This is a genomic window from Devosia enhydra (assembly GCF_900119845.1).
GTDB lineage: Bacteria > Pseudomonadota > Alphaproteobacteria > Rhizobiales > Devosiaceae > FPKU01.
Map to the genome: position 1 here is coordinate 404,960 of NZ_FPKU01000002.1, position 21,231 is coordinate 426,190.

At 67.7% G+C, this 21,231-nt stretch carries 19 protein-coding genes; 14 read left to right on the forward strand and 5 right to left on the reverse strand.

The window, feature by feature from the left end; translation table 11 throughout:
- Nucleotides 1–25: 25 nt before the first annotated feature.
- Nucleotides 26–379, reverse strand: a complete 354-nt coding sequence (locus BT183_RS11080; protein WP_072342790.1) for a hypothetical protein — start codon at nucleotides 377–379, stop codon at nucleotides 26–28.
- Complete coding sequence (locus BT183_RS11085) at nucleotides 376–1,713, reverse strand: NAD(P)-dependent oxidoreductase (RefSeq protein ID WP_072342794.1); 1,338 nt, start codon at nucleotides 1,711–1,713, stop codon at nucleotides 376–378. Before BT183_RS11085 ends, BT183_RS11080 begins: the two co-directional genes overlap by 4 nt.
- Nucleotides 1,714–2,027: 314 nt before the next feature.
- Between BT183_RS11085 and BT183_RS11090 the strand changes: the two genes are divergently transcribed.
- Nucleotides 2,028–2,336 (forward strand): septal ring lytic transglycosylase RlpA family protein, encoded by a 309-nt coding sequence (locus tag BT183_RS11090; protein ID WP_072344619.1) that lies wholly within the window; start codon nucleotides 2,028–2,030, stop codon nucleotides 2,334–2,336.
- 59 nt (nucleotides 2,337–2,395) lie between these two features.
- Here BT183_RS11090 and BT183_RS11095 read toward each other — a convergent pair whose 3' ends face one another.
- Both BT183_RS11095 and BT183_RS21165 read right to left on the reverse strand, forming a co-directional pair.
- A complete protein-coding gene (locus BT183_RS11095; RefSeq protein WP_177282490.1) occupies nucleotides 2,396–4,591 on the reverse strand; it encodes a glycoside hydrolase family 9 protein in 2,196 nt (731 codons plus the stop codon).
- Nucleotides 4,592–4,711: 120 nt separating this feature from the next.
- Nucleotides 4,712–4,843, reverse strand: a complete 132-nt coding sequence (locus BT183_RS21165; protein WP_280173929.1) for a hypothetical protein — start codon at nucleotides 4,841–4,843, stop codon at nucleotides 4,712–4,714.
- Nucleotides 4,844–4,902: 59 nt separating this feature from the next.
- Here BT183_RS21165 and BT183_RS11100 point away from each other — a divergent pair, with 59 nt between their 5' ends.
- Nucleotides 4,903–6,072: an MFS transporter gene (locus BT183_RS11100; RefSeq protein ID WP_072342797.1), complete on the forward strand. Its 1,170-nt coding sequence runs from the start codon at nucleotides 4,903–4,905 to the stop codon at nucleotides 6,070–6,072.
- Nucleotides 6,072–6,536, forward strand: a complete 465-nt coding sequence (locus BT183_RS11105) for an MmcB family DNA repair protein (protein ID WP_072342800.1) — start codon at nucleotides 6,072–6,074, stop codon at nucleotides 6,534–6,536. Before BT183_RS11100 ends, BT183_RS11105 begins: the two co-directional genes overlap by 1 nt.
- Nucleotides 6,537–6,581: 45 nt before the next feature.
- On the opposite strand, the gene BT183_RS11110 is transcribed toward BT183_RS11105, so the two are convergent.
- Nucleotides 6,582–7,601: an aldose epimerase family protein gene (locus BT183_RS11110; protein WP_072342803.1), complete on the reverse strand. Its 1,020-nt coding sequence runs from the start codon at nucleotides 7,599–7,601 to the stop codon at nucleotides 6,582–6,584.
- 137 nt (nucleotides 7,602–7,738) lie between these two features.
- On the opposite strand from BT183_RS11110, the gene mutS reads away from it, so the two are divergent.
- The 11 genes from mutS to miaB all read left to right on the forward strand — a co-directional run bounded on the left by mutS (nucleotide 7,739) and on the right by miaB (nucleotide 21,220).
- On the forward strand, nucleotides 7,739–10,417 hold the full coding sequence (gene mutS / locus BT183_RS11115; protein ID WP_072342806.1) for a DNA mismatch repair protein MutS: 2,679 nt from the start codon (nucleotides 7,739–7,741) through the stop codon (nucleotides 10,415–10,417).
- Complete coding sequence (locus tag BT183_RS11120; protein ID WP_244545312.1) at nucleotides 10,398–13,235, forward strand: [protein-PII] uridylyltransferase; 2,838 nt, start codon at nucleotides 10,398–10,400, stop codon at nucleotides 13,233–13,235. Before mutS ends, BT183_RS11120 begins: the two co-directional genes overlap by 20 nt.
- Before the next feature lie 117 nt (nucleotides 13,236–13,352).
- Nucleotides 13,353–14,912 (forward strand): murein biosynthesis integral membrane protein MurJ, encoded by a 1,560-nt coding sequence (murJ, locus tag BT183_RS11125; RefSeq protein WP_072342808.1) that lies wholly within the window; start codon nucleotides 13,353–13,355, stop codon nucleotides 14,910–14,912.
- 90 nt (nucleotides 14,913–15,002) lie between these two features.
- The gene (gene trpS, locus BT183_RS11130; protein WP_072342811.1) at nucleotides 15,003–16,043 is read left to right on the forward strand and encodes a tryptophan--tRNA ligase; all 1,041 of its coding nucleotides are present in this window, start codon (nucleotides 15,003–15,005) and stop codon (nucleotides 16,041–16,043) included.
- A 91-nt stretch (nucleotides 16,044–16,134) separates the two neighbouring features.
- Entirely contained in the window at nucleotides 16,135–16,647 is a 513-nt protein-coding gene (locus BT183_RS11135) for a universal stress protein (RefSeq protein WP_072342814.1), read from the forward strand.
- Nucleotides 16,648–16,720: 73 nt separating this feature from the next.
- Nucleotides 16,721–17,281: a NifU family protein gene (locus BT183_RS11140; RefSeq protein WP_072342817.1), complete on the forward strand. Its 561-nt coding sequence runs from the start codon at nucleotides 16,721–16,723 to the stop codon at nucleotides 17,279–17,281.
- A gap of 73 nt (nucleotides 17,282–17,354) precedes the next feature.
- Complete coding sequence (gene tsaB, locus BT183_RS11145; RefSeq protein WP_072342820.1) at nucleotides 17,355–18,005, forward strand: tRNA (adenosine(37)-N6)-threonylcarbamoyltransferase complex dimerization subunit type 1 TsaB; 651 nt, start codon at nucleotides 17,355–17,357, stop codon at nucleotides 18,003–18,005.
- Complete coding sequence (rimI, locus tag BT183_RS11150; protein WP_072342822.1) at nucleotides 18,005–18,484, forward strand: ribosomal protein S18-alanine N-acetyltransferase; 480 nt, start codon at nucleotides 18,005–18,007, stop codon at nucleotides 18,482–18,484. Before tsaB ends, rimI begins: the two co-directional genes overlap by 1 nt.
- A 36-nt stretch (nucleotides 18,485–18,520) precedes the next feature.
- Nucleotides 18,521–18,976, forward strand: coding sequence for a Fur family transcriptional regulator (locus tag BT183_RS11155; RefSeq protein WP_072342825.1), 456 nt, complete (start codon nucleotides 18,521–18,523; stop codon nucleotides 18,974–18,976).
- Nucleotides 18,973–19,776, forward strand: a complete 804-nt coding sequence (locus tag BT183_RS11160; protein WP_072342828.1) for a lysophospholipid acyltransferase family protein — start codon at nucleotides 18,973–18,975, stop codon at nucleotides 19,774–19,776. The genes BT183_RS11155 and BT183_RS11160 overlap by 4 nt, the downstream gene beginning before the upstream one ends.
- Nucleotides 19,777–19,822: 46 nt before the next feature.
- The gene (miaB, locus tag BT183_RS11165; RefSeq protein WP_072342829.1) at nucleotides 19,823–21,220 is read left to right on the forward strand and encodes a tRNA (N6-isopentenyl adenosine(37)-C2)-methylthiotransferase MiaB; all 1,398 of its coding nucleotides are present in this window, start codon (nucleotides 19,823–19,825) and stop codon (nucleotides 21,218–21,220) included.
- Nucleotides 21,221–21,231: the final 11 nt, after the last annotated feature.

The following is a 21,231-nucleotide window of genomic DNA, read 5'->3' on the forward strand; positions in this document are numbered from 1 at the left end:
TCCTTGCGGCCGGGCGTTCAGCCGATCAGGGCGCGCATCGTTTGAAAGCGACCGGGTCGTCCGCTTCGAAGCGGGCGAAGATGGTGATGGGGGCAGTGCCGTCGGAGACCAGCCGCCCCATGCGCTCTTCGGTGGTGACCAGCGTGTCGCCGCTGGGATAGACATTGGCGCAGGCTATGGCAGCATCGAAAACCGCCGCCTCGGGCCTGCCTTCGAGCCATTGGCAGACGGTGTGCTCGTTAAAGCCCGGCCCCGCCGCGTCGATGAGCAGCCGCTCGCCCGCCGCACTGCACCACTCGCCATCCAGCCCCTCCGCCGCCAGCAGCGGCAGGGGTGAAAGCGCGAGCGCGACGGCGCAGAGGCGGAGCGGGATGCTCATGAGAGATACCGGTTGATGCTTTCGGCAGCATCGCGGCCCTGGGCGACGGCGCTGACGGTGAGATCGTCCCCGCCCACCACGCAATCCCCGCCCGCCCAGAAGCCGGGGCGCGAGGTGCGGCCTTCGGCATCGGCATCGATGCGGCCCCCCACCACCGAGAGCCCCTCGACGGTGCGCCCGGTGAGGGTCTGGCCGATGGCCTTGAACACCTGGTCGCACGGGATGGTCATGGTGTGGCCGAGCCCGACGAGGCGGCCATCCTGAAGGCCGGTATATTCGAACTCGACGCCGGTGACGCGGCCGCCCTCGGACAGCACGCGGCGGGGGGCGAGCCAGTGGCGGATGACGACACCGCGGCTTTGCGCCAGATCCTGCTCGAACTGGCTGGCATTCATCGCCTCCCGCCCGCGGCGATAGGCGATGGTCACCTCCTCGGCGCCGAGCAGCCTCGCCTGCACCGCCGCGTCGATGGCCGTCATGCCGCCGCCGATGACGATGACGCGCCGGCCGATGGCAAGCGTCGACAGATCGCTGGCCTGGCGGAGTTCGGCGATGAAATCGACGGCGTCACGAACGCCCTCGGCGGTTTCGCCCTCTGCGAGGAGCGAATTCACGCCACCGAGCCCGATCCCGAGGAAGACGGCATCGAAGCGGGAGGCAAGATCGTCGAGGTGGAAATCCCGCCCCAGCGCCTGCCCCAGTTCGACGCTGATGCCGCCGATGGCGAGCACGTAGTCGAGCTCGGCCTGGGCGAAGCCGTCGGGCGTCTTGTAGGTCGCGATGCCATATTCGTTGAGCCCGCCGGCCTTGGGGCGGGCATCGAACAGGGTGACATCATGGCCGTGCATCGCCAGCCGATGGGCACAGGCGAGGCCAGCGGGACCAGCACCCACGATCGCGATCCTGCGCCCGGTGGGTGCGGCGCGGGTAAAGAATTGGGTATTGGTGGCCATGGCCGCGTCGGTGGCGTAGCGCTGCAGGCGCCCGATCTGCACCGGCTTGCCCTCCGCCGCCTCGCGCACGCAGGCTTCCTCGCAGAGCTGCTCAGTGGGGCACACGCGGGCGCACATGCCCCCGAGGATGTTCTGCTCGAAGATGGTTTCGGCTGCCCCCAGCGGATTGCCCGCTCCGATCTGCCGGATAAAGAGCGGGATGTCGATCTCGGTAGGGCAGGCATTGAGGCAGGGCGCATCGAAGCAGAAATAGCAGCGATCGGCTTCCACCCGCGCCTCATGCAGGTCGAGCGCGGGGTGCAGCTCCGAGAAATTCTCGGCGTAGTGACCGGGATCGAGGCGCCCCGCGGCGATGCCCGGCTTCAGCGTTCCCACTGCCATTCTGGCCTCCCTGGAACGGTTCCAGAGACGAGGCTAGCGCAGCCCGGAATTTTTATCAATTGGTCAAAAGCAGGCTCGGTTATCCCCGCTGTTCACAGCGTAAGGCCCGGATTCCGCGGCTTTTGCGCAACACCAGCTCGCCGAAGAGCAGGAATCAAGCTTTGGCCAGAATGATTCACGCCGGGTTCACATTTGGGCCACAGCGCCTGCCTAGCCCGGCTGCCGTTGTGTTTAACAAAGTGCGAGTTAGTACAAGAGTGACCAAGAACATCGTCGTGGTTGCCGCGCTGGCAACGGGCCTGTCCATCGTCTCGATGGGAGCGGCCCTTGCAGCGGGTGACCAGTGTGGTGGCGCCTCCTGGTATGGCCCGGGGTTCCACGGCAAGACGGCGGCTTCTGGCGAACGCTTCAACGAGAACGCCATGACCGCCGCCCACCGTTCCCTTCCCTTCGGCACCGTCGTCAAAGTCGTCGACCAGCGTACGGGGAAGTCCATCACTGTGAAGATCAATGACCGGGGACCCTTCCACAAAGGCCGGATCATCGATCTTTCCAAGGCAGCAGCGACGGCCCTCGGCTTCCGCAATGCAGGCACGACCAAGGTCTGCATAGACCGCGCCTGACGCATCACCCATGGCGGCGTCGCTCATACCTTAACGGTGCGACGCCGCCATCGGTTTCATCACTGCAATGCGAGCCAGGCGGAATATTGCACCAGCGCCGCATTCCAGTTGATGGCGATCTCGTTGGTCGACCAGCTCTCCACATCGTCGAGATAGCAGGACTGAGGAGCGCAGCCCTCGGCAAAGAGCGCGCTCGCCACCGGATCGTCGCGCCCCGAATTGGCCCCGCCCACCAGCGTGCCATCAGGCGGCGGCGGGAAGAGCGGATCGAGCCCGTGGGCGAAGTGCCGGCTGTGCGGATAGAGCGGCGGGCGCAGGCCATAGCCGACCACATAGCTCTGCCCCAGCGCATTGCGGCCCATGATATAGTCCATCGCCTCGATGGCCCCGTCGCGCAGGTCGGCGCGGCCAGAGAGATCGGCTCCCGCCGCCATGACGAGCGCTGCCTGGGCCACGAGATGGTTCGATCCCCAGGCATAGAGCCCGTTGGTGGGCTGGTAGGGCGATCCGAAGCTGCCCGCATTCTGACGCTGGAGAAAGGCTTCCGCCCCGCTTACCACCGACGCGCCGACCAATTCGGCATCGGCGGGTGGCAGGCGATCGAGATGGGCGGCCAGTTGCAGGCGGGCAAAGCCCGCCACACTGGCCCAATCAAAGATCGGCGAGGGATAGACGGGGCCGGACCAGTGCGGGGAAGCCCTGGCGGCTTCGAGGAAGGGCATTTCCCCGGTGGTGATGAAGAGCTCGGCCGCCGCCCAGTAGAACTCGTCGCTGACATCGGTATCGTCATAGGCGCCGCCGCCGAGATCGGGGTCGGCCGGCCCGGCGATGAGTTCGGGATGGGCAATGGCCTCATCATAGGCCCGACGCGCCGCAGCCAGCAGCCGATCGGCATAAGGCTGGTCGAAGGGCGCAAAGAGCCGCGCGCCCTGCGCCGCGACGGCAGCGAAATCAAGGGTCGCGGCGGTCGAGGGCCGATGCAGCCGGCGCGGCAGGGGATCATCCGAAGGTAGGATGGGAATATGGGTCCAGCCGATGTCATGCACCTTGTGATGCACCATGCCGGCAAGCGGCCGGCCCTCGGGCACCACCATGCGCAGCAGCCAGTCGAGCTCCCAGCGGACCTCATCGAGCAGGTCCGGCACGCCATTGCCGGCCTCGGGGATGGAGAACCGGCCATCGCTGAAGCGCGCTTCGCGGCCATCGCGAGCAGAACGGGCATAGGCGGCCATCAGCTGGGCCGCGGCTAGCGCGCCGGGCACGGTGTATTTGCCGTGGTCGCCGGCATCGTACCAGCCGCCGGTAACGTCCTGGGCATAGTCGCACGGCCAATCCGGCAAAGGCTGGCAGGGCACGGCGACATCGCCCTGGTTGAGGCCCGGACCGCCGGGAACACCCACATGCCCGGCCGGGCGGGCGTTGCGCTCGCCGGCAAAGTCGGCCTCGATCGCGATGCCGGAACGCGCCAGGTAGAAGAACCGCAGCGCATCGGTGGCGAGCGGACCATAGGGATTGACCCCGATGGCGAAGGGATCGCTGCGCGCTGCGCCAGCCTCGAGCACGAGGCCCTGCCCATCCGCGGTGGCGGAGGAAAAATCGATGCGATGGACGAAGAGCCAGGAGGCCGGATCGAGCCCCACAGGCGTCGAGAACCCGTGCCAGAGCGCCGTGCCGTTTTCGGCGAGCAGACGCACCAGCACCGGCTCCGTCGCCTCCGAAAGCAGCGTGGCGCGGCGCGGCCCATCGGCCAGATAGCCCAGCTGGTTGACGCGGATGAGCGGCGCGAGGTTCTTGCGCTCCTGGCCCATTGGCCCCAGATCGACGAGCGAGGCATGCGAGAGGCAGATGGTTGCCGGCTCGGGCGCGCCGCCGAACTGGAACTGCAGCACCGCCTCGCCATCGCTCAGGTCGCCGGTGATGAACCCCAGCGGATAGCCCACGACGTCTTCATCGGCGATGCCTTCGAGCCGCGCGATCGGCTCGAAAGGCTCGTTGGCGCCCTGCACGACGGCGGCAAAGGCCGCAGGCGGATCGGCAGTGATCGAAAAGCGCAGGCGGTAGCCGGTCTCGGGCGCAAGAGTGAGGCCATCCTGCCCCACCATCACCGACCACGGATCGCCATTGCCGGCGGGCACATCGATGCAGAAGCGCCCGTCCCCTGGGCGCGATATGCCCCCTGCCGCCCACCAGGCCGCGTTGACCTGGCGAAAGGCGGTGTCGCGCAGCTGCTCGGCCCCCTGAGCGGGCAGAGACAATGCAGGCGCCAGGGCCAGCCCGACCAGTGCCAGAAGGCGGCCGGATCGGGGACGATGAGAGGGAAAAATCGCGCGGAGATTTTTGATCATGGCGCATGTGTAAGGGCAAAGTTTTGCCCGTCAATCGGGGCTTTCGATGGACGGGATCGAAATCGCTGAAATCACATGGAGCGCCCTGCCCATCGCCGCGCAGCCGGGTCGGTTGGCGCGGCGGCTGCGCGGCTTTTGCCCGGCCATCGCGAGCACGCCCATCTGGACGCGCCGAAACGTTTTGGGGTATCGTTACGGCCTTCCCGTTCAAGGTTTCCTCCATGAGATTCGGCCTCTCGCTGCCGCCGCAGATGCGCGTCTATGGCGCCTTCTTCATGTATTCGTTCTGCATGGGGAGCCTCTTTCCGCGCCTGCCCGAACTCAAGGCGCAGATGGGCGCCTCCGAGAGCGAGCTGGGGCTGGCGCTGATCGGCACGGCAGCCGGAACGCTGGTGTCCCTGACCTTTGGCGGCCCGCTGCTCGACCGCATCGGCTATCGCCGGGCCATCCTCGGGATGATCCCGCTTCTGTCGCTCGGCTATGCGCTCGCCACCTTCGCGCCCGGTCCCCTCGCCTTCTTCCTGCTGCTCCTGCCGGTGGGGCTGCTGATCGGGGCGATCGAAATCATCGTCAATCTCGAAGCCGACCGGGTGGAGCACCAGATCGGGCGGCGGATCATGAACCGCTCGCATGCCTTCTGGAGCTTCGGCTTCTTCTCCTCCGGGCTCGTGGGCGCAACGGTGGCGCAGGCCGGCATCTCGCCGCAGACCCAGATGCTGGCCATGGTGCCGGTGATCGCGCTCGGCGTTGCGGTGATCCTGGGGCGGTTCGATCCGGCACCCCATCGCAGCGGTGGCAGCACCGAGGCGGGCCCGCGCTTTGCCGCCCCATCGCTGCCCATTCTCGTGCTCGTGGTGGTGACGCTCTCGGCGATGATCCTCGAAGGGGCGGGCATCGACTGGTCGGCGATCTACATGACCAATGAATTTTCGGCCGCGCCCTTCATTGCCGGCATCGCGGTGGCGACCGGGGCCGGCGCGCAGGCGGTGACGCGGTTCTTTGTCGATGGCTTTGTCGAGAAATTCTCCCCCGCCGGAGTGGCCCGGACGCTGCTGACCATCCTGGGGCTCGGGACGCTGATCGTGTTCTTTGCCCCCCATCCGGGCATAGCGCTTCTCGGCTTTGCGCTTCTGGGCGTGGGGTCGAGCGCCATCTTCCCGCTCGCCATGTCGGCGGCGGCGCAGCGCACCGACCGGCCGGCAGCGGTCAATGTGGCGGCCTTGGCGCAGATTTCCTTTGTCGCCTTCCTCGTCGGCCCGCCGCTCCTGGGCTTTGTCGCCGAGCATTTCGGCATCCGCTGGAGCTTCGGGATCGGGCTGCCGCTGGTGGTGCTGAGCTTTATCTCTGCCGGGGCGCTCGGACGTCGCACGGCCCGGCCGGCACTTCCCTGATGGAGGGGCTGCCGCCGATCGTCGACCTGCGCCAGAGCGCCACGGCGCTCCGGGTGCAGCGCGGGGTGATGCGGCTCTTGCGGCAGGCCCATGATTTCTGCTGCTACGCCGAGGTACCCTTGCGCAATGGACGGCGGGCCGATGTGCTGGGCGTTGGACCGGGCGGGGAGGTCTGGATCGTCGAGATCAAGTCGAGCCTCACCGATTTCCGCGTCGACCGGAAATGGCCCGAATACAAGGACTTCTGCGACCGGTTCTTCTTTGCCAAGCCGCCCGAACTCGACCCCGACATCTTTCCGGCCGAGGAAGGGCTGATCGTGGCCGACGGGCATGATGCGGCGATCGTGCGGCAGGCCCCGCACGCCCCGCTGGCCAGCGCCCGGCGCAAGGCGCTGCTCTTGAAGCTCGCGCGGCTCGGGGCCGACCGGATCCATACGCTGATGGACCCCATCGACCGGCTCTGAAACGCATGGAGCGTGTCGCGTTTCAGGGCGGCGAACCCGAAACGCTCAGGAGACCGGTGCGATCTCGAAGGCGCAGCGATGACTGTAGGGCCGGTCGGGCCCATGCAGGATCGAGGGGAAATGCGGATGCGAGAGGGCGTCGGGGAAACTCTGGTCCTCGAGACAGAAGCCGCTGAAAGGGCCGTAGCGGCGCCCGTCATGGCCGGCAAAGCCGTGGGTGACGAAGGGCGAATTGTAAAGCTGCACGCCCGGCCGGTCGGTCCAGAGCCTCATGACGAGATCGCCCTCGGGCGGAGTGGCCTCGACGACGGGCGCATCGATGGCGCGACCGGCATCGAGCACCAGATTGCCATCATAGGCGACGGGGGCGCCACCCGGGTCGCGCATGCTGCGCGGCTGCCGGAAATCCCATTTGCTGCCCGAGACCGGCAGGATGGCACCGGTGGGCATCAGCGCATCGCTGTTGGGCGTGAAGGCCGACGCCGCGATCTTCAAGCGGTGATCGAGCACGTCGGGGCCGGTGCCGAGGTTGAAGTAGAGATGCTGCACAAGGCTCAGCGGGGTCCGGCGGTCGGCCGTGGCATCGAGGGCAAGGCTCAACCGATGCCCTTCGAGCCGCCAGGTGGCGACAATCTCGACAGTGCCGGGAAAGCCCATGTCGCCATCATCCGAGCGGAGCGAGAGCCGCACCGCAGTGCCCTTGGTGTCGGGCTCGCCCTGCCAGACGCGATGGGCAAAGCCCCGGGGCCCGCCATGCAGGCAATAGCCGCCCTTGGTGGCCGGCAGGACATAGGTCTGGCCATCGAGGGAAAAGCGCGCATCGGCGATGCGGTTGGCGACGCGGCCGACCACGGCCCCCATATGCGCCGGGCTCTGGACATAGGCGGCAAGATCGGGAAATCCGAGAACGACCGGGCGCATGGCGCCGGCGACGGGCACACGCCAGCCCGTGACGGCGGCGCCATAGGATATGATCTCGACCTCGGCGCCCTTGTCGCTGACGAGGCGGAAACGGTCGACCCGCTGGCCCTCATGTTCGCCAAACCGTTCGGTGAAAACCGCCATTGCCGTCCCCAGTGATGGTGTCCTGCGGCCAATAGCCGGTTTTGCCGTCCCCGCAAAGCGGTGAAGCCTTTGCGCGAGGCGGTTGGCACGGCCGGGCAAAGCCCTTAAGTTCGCGCCCCTGTTTACAGTGGAATGGCATGCACCAGGCGCTCTCCCCAGCCCGGCCCGACGACGAGGATACCAGCACCATCACCCCGATGATGGCGCAGTTCCTCGAGATCAAGGCGATCAATCCCGGCTATCTGCTGTTTTACCGGATGGGCGATTTCTACGAGCTGTTCTTCGAGGACGCCGAAATCGCCAGCGGCGCGCTCGGGATCGTGCTGACCAAGCGCGGCAAGCACCGCGGCGCCGACATCCCGATGTGCGGGGTGCCGATCCACGCGGCCAACGACTACCTCAACACGCTTATCCGGCTGGGGCACCGCGTCGCCATCTGCGAACAGGTCGAGGACCCCGCCGAAGCGAGGAAGCGCGGCAGCAAGTCGGTGGTCAAGCGCGACGTGGTGCGCCTCGTGACGCCCGGCACGCTGACCGAGGACGAATTGCTGCCCCAGCGCGGGCCCAACCACCTCGCTGCCCTGGCCATGCTGCGCCATGGCGAGGCCGATTTCGCGCTCGCATGGGCCGATATCTCGACCGGCGAGATGATGGTGATGGACATTACCGCCGCCGCGCTGGGCGACGAGCTCTCGCGCATTGCGCCGGCCGAATTGCTGCTGAGCGAAGCCGCTGCCGAGGCGCTGCGGGCGCTGGGGCTCGGGCGGGCGGTGGCCCATATGGTGCTGCGGCCGCCCGAAGCCTTCGATTCGAGCCAGGGCGCCGAAACGCTGAAATCCGCCTTCGCCGACGGATCGGTGGACCCCACTGCCTTTTCGCGCGCCGCGCGGGCGGCGCTCGGGGCACTCGTTGCCTATGTCGCCGAGACCCAGAAGGGCGCGGCCCCGGCCCTGAGGCCGCCGACCCAGGAGCGGGTCTCGAGCCATATGGCGATCGATGCGGCCACCCGCTACTCGCTCGAACTGGTGGAGACCCAGCGCGGCCAGCCGAAGGGCTCGCTGCTGGCGGAAATCGATGCCTGCTGCACCCCGGCGGGCTCGCGGCTCCTGGCGCGGCGGCTGGTGGCGCCCCTGACCGATGCGAGGGCGATCAACGCACGGCTCGATGCGGTGGCGCGTCTCCTCGAGACGCCGGCGCTGACCCGCGCCATCCGGCAGGGGCTGCGCGCGGCGCCCGATCTGATGCGGCCCCTGACGCGGCTGTCGCTCGAACGGGGCGGCCCGCGCGATCTCTTTGCCATCGGATCGGCGATCCGCGCGGCTCGCGATCTGGGAGCGGCGCTTTCGGGAGAGGCGCGGCTGCCGGCCGATCTCTCCGCGATCGCCGAGCATCTGGCGGCGGCGCCCGAGGCGCTGGGCGCCGAGCTCCTTCTCGCCATTGGCGACAATCCGCCGCTGCTCGCGCGCGAGGGCGGCTTCGTGGCCGAAGGGTATGACGGGGCGCTCGATGGCGAGCGGGCGCTCGCGAGCGAGACCCGGGCGGTGGTTGCGGCGCTCCAGGCGCGGCTCATCGAGATGACGGGGGTCAAGGCCCTCAAGATCCGCCATAACGGGGTTCTGGGCTATTATGTCGAGGTGCCCGCCAGCCATGGCCGCACCTTGCTGGAGGGAGATTTTCCCGACCGGTTCCTTCATCGCCAGACCATGGCCAACGCCATGCGCTTCACCACCGCCGAGCTCAGCGAGCTCGAGGGGCGCATCGCGCGGGCCCACGAAGCGGCCCTCGGGCTCGAGATGGCGATCTTTGCCCGCCTGCGCGAGGCGGTGCTCATGGAGACCGGGGCGCTGCGCGGGGTGGCCGACGGGCTTGCCGCACTCGACGTGGCGGCGGGCCTTGCCCATCTTTCCGCCGCGCGCGGCTATTGCCGCCCGGAGATCGACGACAGCCTCGCCTTCGCCATCGAAGGGGGCCGGCACCCCGTGGTCGAAGCCATGCTGGGAGCGGAGAACCGCACCTTCGTGGCCAATGACTGCGATCTCTCGGAGGGTGCGCTCTGGCTCGTGACCGGCCCCAACATGGGCGGTAAATCGACCTTCCTGCGCCAGAATGCGGTGATCGCCATCCTCGCGCAGACGGGCAGCTTCGTGCCCGCCGCACGGGCCCATATCGGGGTGGTGGACCGGGTGTTTTCCCGCGTCGGCGCGTCGGACGACATCGCCCATGGCCGCTCGACCTTCATGGTCGAGATGGTCGAGACGGCCGCCATCCTCAACCGCGCCACCGCCCGCTCGCTGGTCGTGCTCGACGAGATCGGCCGCGGCACCGCCACCTTCGACGGGCTCTCGATCGCCTGGGCCTGCGCCGAGGCACTGCATGACGAGACCGGCTGCCGCGCCCTGTTCGCGACCCATTTCCATGAGATGACCAGCCTTGCCCGCACCCTTGCGAGGGTCTCCAACCACACGATGGCGGTGCGGGAATGGGAAGGCGACGTGGTGTTCCTGCACGAGGTCAAGGGCGGCGCGGCCGACCGGTCCTACGGGATCCAGGTGGCGCGGCTCGCCGGCATGCCGGACCGGGTGCTCAAGCGCGCCCGGCTTGTGCTCACCACGCTCGAGCGACGCTCTTCCGGCGGAAGCGGCGCCGTGCTAGACGATCTGCCGCTGTTCGCCCATCAGCCGCCGCCGCCCGAGCCGCGCACCGATATGGTGCAGACCCTGCTCGACAGCCTGAGGCCTGACGAAATGTCGCCGCGCCAGGCGCTCGACGCCCTCTACGACCTGAAAAAAGCCCGTGATGCCGCCAGCCGACGCTGACATCCGCACCAAAGCCGACGCCGACGCGCCCCCTCAGGCCCGGCCGGCCTTCGCGCCCATGCGGGCCGACGCCATTTTGTCGATCATCCTGGGCGAACTGGCCGAGGCTAAGGCCAATTCCACCGAGGGCCGCGCCGTGGCGCTCGCGGTGCTGCGCCGCACCCTCGCCGATGCGCGGGCGGGCGCGCGGGCCGACCTCATCGCCACGCGGCGGGGCACGCGCTGCGCCGAGACCCTCGCCCAGGCCGAGGACGAGATCGTCCGCGCCATTCACCTCTTCGCCACGCGCCATGTCTACCGGCTCGACAACCCTTCGGGCGCCGAGACCATCGCGCTGGCCGCCGTGGGCGGGTATGGACGCGGCACGCTGGCGCCGGGTTCGGACATCGACCTGCTCTTCATCCTGCCCTACAAGCAGACCCCCTGGGGCGAGCAGATCACCGAATATGTGCTCTACATGCTCTGGGACCTCGGCCAGAAGGTGGGCCATGCGGTGCGCTCGGTGGATGAGTGCCTGCGCATGGCCAAGGCCGACATGACGGTGCGCACCGCGACCCTCGAGGCCCGGTTCCTCACGGGGGATACCGCACTTTTCGAGGAGCTGACCCGCCGCTTTGCCAGCGAGATCGTGCCCCGCACGGGCCCCGAATTCATCGCCGCCAAGATGGCCGAGCGCGACGAGCGCCACAAGCAGATGGGCAATACCCGCTATGTGGTGGAGCCCAACATCAAGGACGGCAAGGGCGGCCTGCGCGACCTCAACACGCTGTTCTGGATCGGCAAATATTTCTATCAGGTGCGCACGAGCCACGAGCTCATCGAGAAAAGCGTGTTCTCGGCGGCCGAATACCGGCTCTTCCAGCGGGCCGAGGACTTTCTGTGGGCGGTGCGCTGCCACATGCACTATCTCACCGGCCGGGCCGAGGAGAAGCTGACCTTCGATATCCAGCCCGAGCTCGCCGAAGCCATGGGCTATACCCAAAGGCTCGGGATGCTGGGGGTGGAGCGCTTCATGAAGCGCTATTTCCTCGTGGCCAAGGATGTGGGGGACCTGACCCGCATCTTCTGCACCAGCCTCGAATTCGCCCATGCCAAGGACATGGACCTCGTGGGCCGCGTGCTCGCGCCCTTCCGGCGCGGCCAGGTCAAGATCAAGGGCGAGCCCGACTTCATCGTCGATACCGGCCGGCTCAACATCGCGAGCCCCAGCGCCTTCGAAAAGGATCCGACGAACCTCATCAAGCTGTTTCTCGTGGCCGGGCGCGAGCAGCTGCTGCTGCATCCCGAACTGGTCAAGGCAGTGCGCCGCTCGCTGCGCCTGATCGACGGGGACCTGCGCAACAATGCGCGCGCCAATGGCTATTTCCTCGCGATCCTCACCGCGCCGGCCTCGGTGGAGCGCATCCTGCGGGCGATGAACGAGAGCGGGGTGCTGGGCAAGTTCGTGCCCGATTTCGGCAAGATCGTCGCGCTCATGCAGTTCAACATGTACCACCACTATACGGTGGACGAGCACCTGATCCGCGCCGTGGGCGTGATGGCCGAGATCGCCAATGGCGGGCTCAGGACCGAACTGCCCCTGACCCACGAGCTCCTGCCCCAGCTCAACGACACGCGCCTGCTCTATATCGCGCTTTTCCTCCACGACATCGCCAAGGGCCGGCTCGAGGACCATTCGCTGGTGGGCGCGCGCATCGCCCGCAAGTTCTGCCAGAGGCTGGGGCTCTCAGCGGCAGAGACCGAGACGGTGGCCTGGCTCGTCGAACATCACCTCGTGATGAGCCAGGTGGCCCAGAGCCGCGACCTGCAGGACCCCGAGACCGCCAAGGCCTTCGCCGATGTGGTGCAGAGCCCGCAGCGGCTGGCGCTGCTGATGATCCTCACCGCCTGCGACATCCGCGCCGTGGGGCCCGGGGTGTGGACGGGCTGGAAGGGCTCACTCCTGCGGGCGCTCTATTTTGCCACCGAGCCGCTGCTCTCGGGCGGGCATTCGCAGGTGACCCAGTCGGACCGCATCGAGGAGGCCCGCACCGCCCTGCGCGCCGCGCTCTCGGATGGCGGGCAGGGCTGGCCCGAAGACGAGCTCGACGCCTATATCGAGCGCCACTACGACCATTACTGGCTGCGCGCCGAGCCCGAACTGCAGATCGAACACGCCCGCATGATCCGGCAGGCGGACAGAGCGGGCGAGGCCTTTGCCGGCTCGATCCGTGTCAAGGCCTTCGAGAGCATCACGGAAGTCTCGTTCTATACACCCGACCATCCGCGGCTGCTCTCGCTGATCGCGGGCGCCTGCACGATGTGCGAGGCCTCGATCATCGGGGCGCAGATCTTCAATACGCGCGACGGGCACGCGGTCGACACCTTCCGCCTGCGGCGTGCCTTCACCTCGGACGAGGACGAAAAGGTGCGCGCCACCCGCATCATCAAGACGGTGGAGCAGCTGCTCGAGGGCAAGCGCAACATCCTCATCGACCTGGGCAAGGAGAGCCGGCGCGACCGGCGGCTCAAGCCGTTCACCCTGCCGGCCGAAGTGCATGTCTCTAACGCGCTCTCGGAAAAATTCACCGTCATCGAGGTCTCGGGCCTCGATCGCACGGGGCTGCTGCACCTCCTCACCCGCGCCATCTCCGATCTCAACCTCACCATCGGTTCTGCCCATATCGGCACCTATGGCGAAAAGGCGGTCGACGTCTTTTACGTCACCGACCTCACGGGGCAGAAGATCATCTCCAAGCCGCGCCAGCGCCGCATCCGCGATGCGCTGATGGCCGTGTTCGGCGCGAGCCGCGACGGAGGCGGCAAGGCCAATGGGTGATCTCGGACAGCCCGACCCTCGTCCTTCGAGGCGTGTCCGGGCTTGGCCCGGACGCGCACCTCAGGATGAGGGTCTCATCAGGGCAACGCTCGACCTGCGCCGGCGTGTCGGCCGGCCATGAGCCTTTACCGCAACATCCTCTCGGTGGGGGGGCTGACGCTGCTGAGCCGCGTCTTCGGCTTCGTGCGCGACGCGATGATGGCGGCGGTGCTGGGCACGGGGCTTGCGGCGGACGCGTTCTACGCCGCCTTCCGCTTCCCCAATCTCTTCCGCCGGCTCTTTGCCGAGGGCGCGTTCAATACCGCCTTCGTGCCGATGTTTTCGGGTGCGCTCGAAACCGGTGGCGCCGATCACGCGAAGGCGCTGGCGTCGCACATCATGGCCTGGCTCACCGCCGCGCTGGTGGTGGTGACGATCCTTGCCGAAATCTTCATGCCGGTGCTGCTGCAGCCCTTTGTACCGGGCTTTCTCGATGATCGGGACAAATACGAGCTGACGGTTCTGCTCACCCGCATCCTCTTTCCCTATCTCGCCTGCATGAGCCTGATGGCGGCCTATGGCGCGATTCTGAACAGCCTGGGGCGCTATTTCGCTGCCGCCTTCGCCCCCGTGCTGCTCAATATCGTCTCGATCGTCGCGATGATCCCGCTGATCATCCTCGCCGTCCAAGGGTCGGAGGCGGCTGTGTGGGTGGCGATCGCGACGCTCGCCGCCGGCTTCGTGCAGCTTTATGCGGTGTGGGAGGCAGTGCGGCGGGCCGGCATGCTGCCGCGCTTCGCCCTGCCCCGGCTCGACCCCGAGGTGCGCCGCTTCTGGGCGCTGGCGGTGCCGGCGATCCTCACCGGGGGCATCACGCAGATCAATATCTTCGTGGGCACCATCATCGCCTCGGGGGCGGCGGGGGCGATCTCGTACCTCTATTATGCCGACCGGCTCTACCAGCTGCCGCTCGGCATCATCGGCATCGCCATCGGCACGGTGCTCCTGCCCGAGCTTTCCAAGGCGCTCAAGGGCAAGCGGATGGAGGAAGCGCACGGGTTGCAGAGCCAGTCGCTGCTGATCGCCATGCTCCTGTCGCTGCCGGCCGCCGCCGCACTCGTGGCGCTGGCCGAACCCATCGTGCGGGTGCTGTTCGAGCGCGGCGCCTTTACCCCCGAGGCGAGCACCGAGACGGCGCGCGCCCTTGTTGCGTTTGCCTGGGGCCTGCCGGCCTTCGTGCTCATACGCGTGCTGCAACCGGGGTTCTTTGCCCGCGAGGACACGCGCACGCCCACGGTTTTCGCCGGCCTGTCGGTGGTGCTCAACATCGCTTTGTCGCTGCTGCTCTTTCCAAGCCTTTCCCATGTCGGCATCGCGATTGCGACGACCGTTTCGGCCTGGGCCAATACCGGGCTCCTGGCGCTGTTCCTCGCGCGGCGCGGGCATTTCCTCATGCCCATGGCCGAAGCCCGAAGGCTGGGCCTGATCCTCCTCTCGGCGCTCGTTATGGCGGGGCTGCTCTGGGGCCTGCTGCTGACCATTGCGCCGGTGTTCACGCCCGGCGGATCGTTCGTCCTCCAGGCGCTGGCGCTGGCCGGGCTCTGCGCCATCGGCTTTCTCGTCTATTTCGGCGCGGTGCACTGGAGCGGCGCGATGCGGCTGGGGGCGCTGCTGCGCCGGCTCAAGCGGAGCGGCTGAGAGGCCCGGCCCGGGTGCCGAGGCTTGTCGGGCCGGCACCAAGCCTGCTAACAGCGCGCAACCCTTGCTCACAGCGATCTGGCTCGACCCATGGCTTTCACCCCGCGCGTCTTTTCCGGCATCCAGCCCTCGGGCGATCTGCACCTGGGCAATTATCTGGGCGCCATCCGGCGCTTCGTGCCGCTGCAGGACACCCACGAGACGCTCTATTGCGTCGTCGACATGCACGCCATCACGGTCTGGCAGGAGCCCGAGGCGCTGCGCCGCGCCACCCGCGAGGTGGCCGCCGCCTTCATCGCCGCCGGCATCGACCCCAAGCGCTCGATCATCTTCAACCAGTCGCAGGTGGCCGAGCATGCCGAGCTCGCCTGGGTGTTCAACTGCATCGCCCGCATCGGCTGGATGAACCGCATGACGCAGTTCAAGGACAAGGCCGGCAAGAACAGCGAGAATGTCTCGCTGGGGCTTCTGGCCTATCCCTCCCTGATGGCCGCCGACATCCTGCTCTACAAGGCCACCCAGGTGCCGGTGGGCGACGACCAGAAGCAGCATCTGGAACTCACCCGCGACATCGCCGCCAAGTTCAACAATGATTATGCCCAGACCATCAAGGCGCTGGGACTGGGCGGGGACACGGGCGAATTCTTCCCCATGACCGACCCGCTGATCGCCGGGCCCGCCACGCGCATCATGAGCCTGCGGGACGGGACCAAGAAGATGAGCAAGTCGGACCCCTCCGACCAGTCGCGCATCTCGCTGCTCGACGATGCCGACGCCATCGCCAAGAAGATCCGCCGCGCCACCACCGACCCGGCCGAACTGCCCGAGACGGTCGAGGGCCTTGCCGGCCGGCCCGAGGCCGACAATCTCGTAGGCATCTATGCGGCGCTCTCGGACAGGAGCAAGCCCGAGGTGCTGGCCGAATTCGGCGGCAAGGGCTGGGGTGTGTTCAAGCCAGCGCTGGCCGATCTCGCCGTCTCGGTGCTCTCGCCGATGAGCACGAGGATGCGCGAGCTGCTCGATGACCCCGAAACCATCGACGGTGTGCTGCGCGACGGCGGGGCGCGGGCCCGCGCCATCGCCGCCCCGATCATGGATGAGGTCCGCAGGATCGTCGGCTTCGTACGCTAGAGGCAGCGTCAGCCGGTCGGCGGGCCGCAACTGGACAGTCCGGGCCGGCAATGGCAGGCTCCGGCTTTCCCGCAAATCAGGAGTGCCGAGGATGAGTGAAACGGATCAAGCCCCCGTGCCTCCCGAGCCGGTGCGGGACTACAAGCGCAAATTCCTCGTGGTCATCGACGATACCGAGGAATGCGATCGCGCCGTGACCTTCGCGGCCGGCCGCGTCAAGCGCACGGGCGGCACGGTGGTGCTGCTCTCGGTGATCGAGAGCGAGGATTTCACCCAGTTCCTCGGGGTCGAGGAGGTGATGCGGGCCGAAGCGCGCGAGGCTGCCGAGACGCTGCTCGACCAGCGCATCGCGCGCATCAACGAGATCGGCGGGGTGCGAACCGAGACGGTCATCCGCGAGGGCCGGCCGGTCGAGGAGATCGAGAAGGTGATCGCCGCCGATTCCAGCATCGCCATTCTCGTCCTGGCTGCATCGGCCTCCAATGAAGGGCCGGGCCCGCTAGTTTCGGCCTTTGCCACCCGAAGCGGCGCCAAGGCCCTGCCGCTGCTGATCACCATCGTGCCGGGCGCCTTGACCGACGAACAGATCGCCGCGCTGACCTGATCGCCCGCAACCCCTTGCGTCCGGCGCCGCGGAACATTAATTTAGAACCGTTCCAAACGAAAGTTCCGCGCCGATGTTCATCCAGACCGAAGCCACGCCCAATCCGGCAACGCTCAAGTTCCTGCCCGGTCGCGAGGTGCTCGTGGGCGAGCCGCGCGATTTCCGCGACATGGAGGCGGCCAGCGCCTCTCCGCTCGCCGAGGCATTGTTCGAGATCGGCGGCGTTACCGGCGTGTTCCTGGGATCGGACTTCATCTCGGTGACCAAGGATTCGAGCGAGTGGGGCCATATCAAGCCGGCCGTGCTCGGCGCGATCATGGATCATTTCCTCTCCGGCCGCCCGGTTCTGGCCGATTCCTCGGTGCAGCACGATGCCGAGGAGGGCGAGTTCTTCGCCGAGGACGACAAGGAAACCGTCGAGGTGATCAAGGAGCTGCTCGCCACCCGCGTGCGCCCGGCCGTGGCCATGGATGGCGGGGACATCACCTTCAAGGGCTTCCGCGACGGCACGGTCTTCCTGCACATGCAGGGAGCCTGTTCGGGCTGCCCCTCCTCGACCGCCACGCTCAAGAGCGGCATCGAGAACCTCCTCCGGCACTTCGTGCCCGGCGTCGAGGCCGTGCAGCAGATCTGACCGGCCGGGCTCTGCCGGCCCGTTGCGGAAAAGTGGTTTCCCCTTTTTCGGCAAAGCCTTTATGTGACGCTTTATGAGCGTCACACTGCCTCCTCTGACCCTTGCCATAGATACTTCGGGCCCGCGCCTGCAGCTGGCCGTTTATGGCGCAACGACGGCCGGCACGGCGATCGCCGATGCCCTCGTAGAGGACCTGGCCAAGGGCCATGCCGAGCGCATCCTGCCGGCGGTTGCGGACCTTCTGGCCAGCAACGGCCTCGCCTTGCGCGATCTTGGCCGCATCGGGGTGACCAGCGGGCCGGGCTCGTTCACCGGGCTGCGCATCGGGCTTTCGGCGGCGCGCGGGCTTGGGCTGGGACTGGGCGTGCCGGTGCTCGGCATTCCCACCCTCATCGCCATGTCCCTTTCCGGCCCTGAGGCCGGGCCCTTCACCGTGCTCATCGATGCGCGGCGGGACGAAGCCTATCGCCAGCGGTTTTCCGCCCCGGGCGTCGCTGCCGATGGCCCCGCCCTGCTGCCGATGACGGACGCCCGCGCGCTGGTCGGCCCTCACGAGCCGGTGCGCGAGACCCCGTTCTGCGATATCTCGGCCCTGGCGCGCTTTGTGGCCGATGCCGACCCCGTAGCCTTCCCGCCCGAGCCGCTCTATCTGCGCGGCGCCGATGCCAAGCCGCAGGAGAAGGCGCGCATCGCCCGGCTGCCCGGCAGCGCCGCGGTTTCGTGATGGACAGGATGTGGCTGGGCCCGCGCGGGCTGCATGTCGAGATGGCAGAGCCCCAGGATGCCGAGGCCATCGCCGCCATCCATGCCGAGGGCTTCTATCGCGGCTGGCCGGCCGAAGACTTCATCGGCTTCATCGACGGGCGCGACACGCCGACCTTCATCGCCTGCGACGCGCGCCGCCGCATCGCCGGCTTCGCCACCCTCAGGCTCGCGGCCGACGAGGCGGAACTGATCTCGATCGCGGTGGCAAAGCGCTGGCGCGGCAAGGGGGTGGGCGAGGCGCTGATGCGCGCGCTGCTGGCCGACCTGATGCACAGCCCCGCCCGCCGGCTTTTTCTCGAAGTGGCGGCCGACAACCCCGCCGCCATCGCGCTTTATCGCAAGTTCGGCTTTGCCGAGCTCGGGCGGCGCACCGGCTATTACCCGAGGGCGGAGGGCGGCGCGGCCACCGCTCTTGTCATGGGACGCGATCTTGGCTAACCCGACTCCTCACGGGGACTGCGAAAGGGGCGGGCCATGACGGAAAAGCCACCGGCCATCGCCTCGCTCGAGGAACAATGCGCGGCGCGCGGCATGCGCATGACCGACCAGCGCCGGGTGATCGCACAGGTCATCGAACAGGCGATCGATCATCCCGATGTCGAAGAGCTCTACCGGCGCGCCGCGGCCATCGACCCCCGCATCTCCCTCTCCACGGTCTATCGCACCATGAACCTCTTCGAGGAAGCCGGGCTCGTCACCAAGCACGACTTCAAGGACGGCCGGGCCCGCTTCGAGCCCATCCCCGACGAGCACCATGACCACCTGATCGATATCCGCTCGGGCAAGGTCATCGAGTTCCGCAATGAGGAGATCGAGGCCATCCAGGAGGTGATCGCGCGCAAGCTGGGCTACCGGCTCGTCGACCACAGGCTCGAACTCTATGCCGTACCGCTCACCGGCGGGCCGCGGCGCAGCGGGAGCGAGGAATGATCTTCCGCGTCCTCTTTTTCGTCCTCGTCATGGTCCCCTTCATGATCGTGGCGCTGCCCATCCAGTTCCTTATCACCCGGCTCAACCTGCCGGGCTGGCACATCCTGCCCCGGCTGTTCCACCGGCTGGGCGCGATTTTCCTCGGCCTCCGGGTCAGGGTCATCGGGCAGCCCAATGCCGGCAAGCCGACGCTGATCACCGCCAACCATATCTCGTGGACCGACATCATCGCCATCGGCTCGGTCGCCGACGTCTCCTTCGTGGCCAAGCAGGAGGTGGGGCGCTGGCCTTTCGTGGGCTTCATGGCCTCGCTGCAAAAGACCATCTTCGTTGACCGCACGCGCCGCTCCGATGCCGGGCGCACCACCCGCGAGATGGGCCGGCGCATGGCCGATGGCGGCTCTGTGCTGCTGTTTGCCGAAGGCCAGTCCGATATCGGTACGCATGTACTGCCCTTCCGCTCGGCCCTTGTGGGGGCGGCCCAGCACGCCATGATCGAGGCCGGCGCAAGGGATGTGGCGGTGCAGCCCCTCACCATCGCCTATACCCATCTGCAGGGCCTGCCGGTGTCGCGCAACGAGCGCAGCCTCATCGCCTGGATCCGCTCCAAGACGACGCGCGAGAATATCCGCGAAATCCTCTCGGGCGGGGTGCGCGACGTGACGGTGGCCTTCGGGCTGCCGCGCCCCCTGGCCGAGGGCGAGGATCGCAAGGCCATCACCCGGGCGGCCGAGGCCGACGTGCGGCGCATGCTGGTGGCACTCAATCGTGGCCTGCCGATCCCGGAACTGACACGCTGAGGCGGCCCATATGGCGCCGCCGCGCGTTCCGGTGTAAGGAGCGGCCATGACGAACGCTTCTCTCCCCAATGCCCGCAAGGTCTTCATCAAGACCTATGGCTGCCAGATGAATGTCTATGACAGCGAGCGCATGGCCGATGCGCTCGGCGCCTCGGGCTATGTCGAAACCAAGGAGATGGCCGAGGCCGACCTCGTGCTGCTCAACACCTGCCATATCCGCGAGAAGGCCTCGGAAAAGGTCTTTTCCGAACTGGGGCGCCTGCGCGAGATGCGCGCCGAGCGTCGTGAGGCGGGCGGAGACCTGATGGTGGGGGTCACCGGCTGCGTGGCCCAGGCCGAAGGCGACGAGATCGCGCGGCGGGCCCCGGTCGTCGACCTCGTGGTGGGCCCGCAGAGCTATCATCGCCTGCCGGAGATCGTGGCGCGGGCGCGAAGCGGGGAAAAGGTGGTGGACACCGAATTCCCGCCCGAGGACAAGTTCAGCCACCTGCCGGCGGCAAGCCGCGAGGCGACCATCGCGCGCGGGCTCACCGCCTTCCTCACGGTGCAGGAGGGGTGCGACAAGTTCTGCTCGTTCTGCGTCGTGCCCTATACGCGCGGCGCCGAAACCAGCCGGCCGGTGGCCGATGTTCTCGCCGAAGCGCGGCGGCTCGCCGATGCCGGGGTGCGCGAGGTGACGCTCCTGGGCCAGAACGTCAACGCCTATCACGGGCTCGACGCCACGGGCCGGCCGATGGGGCTGGGCGAGCTCTGCTTCCGCCTCGCCGACATCCCCGGCCTCAGCCGCGTCCGCTACACCACGAGCCACCCCCTCGACATGGATGACGGGCTGATCGCGGCCCATCGCGACCTCGATGCGCTGATGCCCTATCTGCATCTGCCGGTGCAGTCGGGTTCGGACGCGATCCTCAAGGCCATGAACCGGCGCCATACGGCGGCCCAGTATCTTGCCATCATCGAGCGCATCCGGGCGGCAAAGCCCGACATGGCGCTCTCGGGCGATTTCATCGTCGGCTTCCCCGGCGAGACCGATGAAGATTTCGAGGCGACGCTCGCGCTTGTGGAGGCCGTGGGCTATGCCTCGGCCTTCACCTTCAAATACTCCACCCGCCCCGGCACCCCGGGCGCCAGCATGACCGATCAGGTACCCGAACCGGTCAAGGCCGAGCGCCTCGCCCGGCTCAATGCGGCGATCGCGGCCGGCACGGCGCGGTTCGCGCAAAGCTGCGTGGCGCGCACCCTGCCGGTGCTCATCGACAAGAAGGGCCGCAATCCCGGCCAGGTCGGGGGGCGCTCGCCCTATCTGCAGGCGGTGCACATGGATGGGCCCGAGCGGCTCATCGGGCAGATCGTGCCGGTGGAAATCGTCGCTGTGGGTAATAATTCGCTCAAGGGCAGGATTGTCACGCGCGTGGAACCGGGTTCTGCTAGCCTCGTTGCATGAGGTGGAGCGCA

What these genes read in the sequence shown, in the direction of transcription:
- BT183_RS11080 (WP_072342790.1), bottom strand. Translation starts at nt 379, where the DNA reads ATGAGCATCCCGCTCCGCCTCTGCGCCGTCGCGCTCGCGCTTTCACCC.
- BT183_RS11085 (WP_072342794.1), bottom strand. Translation starts at nt 1,713, where the DNA reads ATGGCAGTGGGAACGCTGAAGCCGGGCATCGCCGCGGGGCGCCTCGAT.
- BT183_RS11090 (WP_072344619.1), top strand. Translation starts at nt 2,028, where the DNA reads ATGGGAGCGGCCCTTGCAGCGGGTGACCAGTGTGGTGGCGCCTCCTGG.
- BT183_RS21165 (WP_280173929.1), bottom strand. Translation starts at nt 4,843, where the DNA reads ATGGGCGTGCTCGCGATGGCCGGGCAAAAGCCGCGCAGCCGCCGCGCC.
- BT183_RS11100 (WP_072342797.1), top strand. Translation starts at nt 4,903, where the DNA reads ATGAGATTCGGCCTCTCGCTGCCGCCGCAGATGCGCGTCTATGGCGCC.
- BT183_RS11105 (WP_072342800.1), top strand. Translation starts at nt 6,072, where the DNA reads ATGGAGGGGCTGCCGCCGATCGTCGACCTGCGCCAGAGCGCCACGGCG.
- BT183_RS11110 (WP_072342803.1), bottom strand. Translation starts at nt 7,601, where the DNA reads ATGGCGGTTTTCACCGAACGGTTTGGCGAACATGAGGGCCAGCGGGTC.
- mutS (WP_072342806.1), top strand. Translation starts at nt 7,739, where the DNA reads ATGCACCAGGCGCTCTCCCCAGCCCGGCCCGACGACGAGGATACCAGC.
- BT183_RS11120 (WP_244545312.1), top strand. Translation starts at nt 10,398, where the DNA reads ATGCCGCCAGCCGACGCTGACATCCGCACCAAAGCCGACGCCGACGCG.
- murJ (WP_072342808.1), top strand. Translation starts at nt 13,353, where the DNA reads ATGAGCCTTTACCGCAACATCCTCTCGGTGGGGGGGCTGACGCTGCTG.
- trpS (WP_072342811.1), top strand. Translation starts at nt 15,003, where the DNA reads ATGGCTTTCACCCCGCGCGTCTTTTCCGGCATCCAGCCCTCGGGCGAT.
- BT183_RS11135 (WP_072342814.1), top strand. Translation starts at nt 16,135, where the DNA reads ATGAGTGAAACGGATCAAGCCCCCGTGCCTCCCGAGCCGGTGCGGGAC.
- BT183_RS11140 (WP_072342817.1), top strand. Translation starts at nt 16,721, where the DNA reads ATGTTCATCCAGACCGAAGCCACGCCCAATCCGGCAACGCTCAAGTTC.
- tsaB (WP_072342820.1), top strand. Translation starts at nt 17,355, where the DNA reads ATGAGCGTCACACTGCCTCCTCTGACCCTTGCCATAGATACTTCGGGC.
- rimI (WP_072342822.1), top strand. Translation starts at nt 18,005, where the DNA reads ATGGACAGGATGTGGCTGGGCCCGCGCGGGCTGCATGTCGAGATGGCA.
- BT183_RS11155 (WP_072342825.1), top strand. Translation starts at nt 18,521, where the DNA reads ATGACGGAAAAGCCACCGGCCATCGCCTCGCTCGAGGAACAATGCGCG.
- BT183_RS11160 (WP_072342828.1), top strand. Translation starts at nt 18,973, where the DNA reads ATGATCTTCCGCGTCCTCTTTTTCGTCCTCGTCATGGTCCCCTTCATG.
- miaB (WP_072342829.1), top strand. Translation starts at nt 19,823, where the DNA reads ATGACGAACGCTTCTCTCCCCAATGCCCGCAAGGTCTTCATCAAGACC.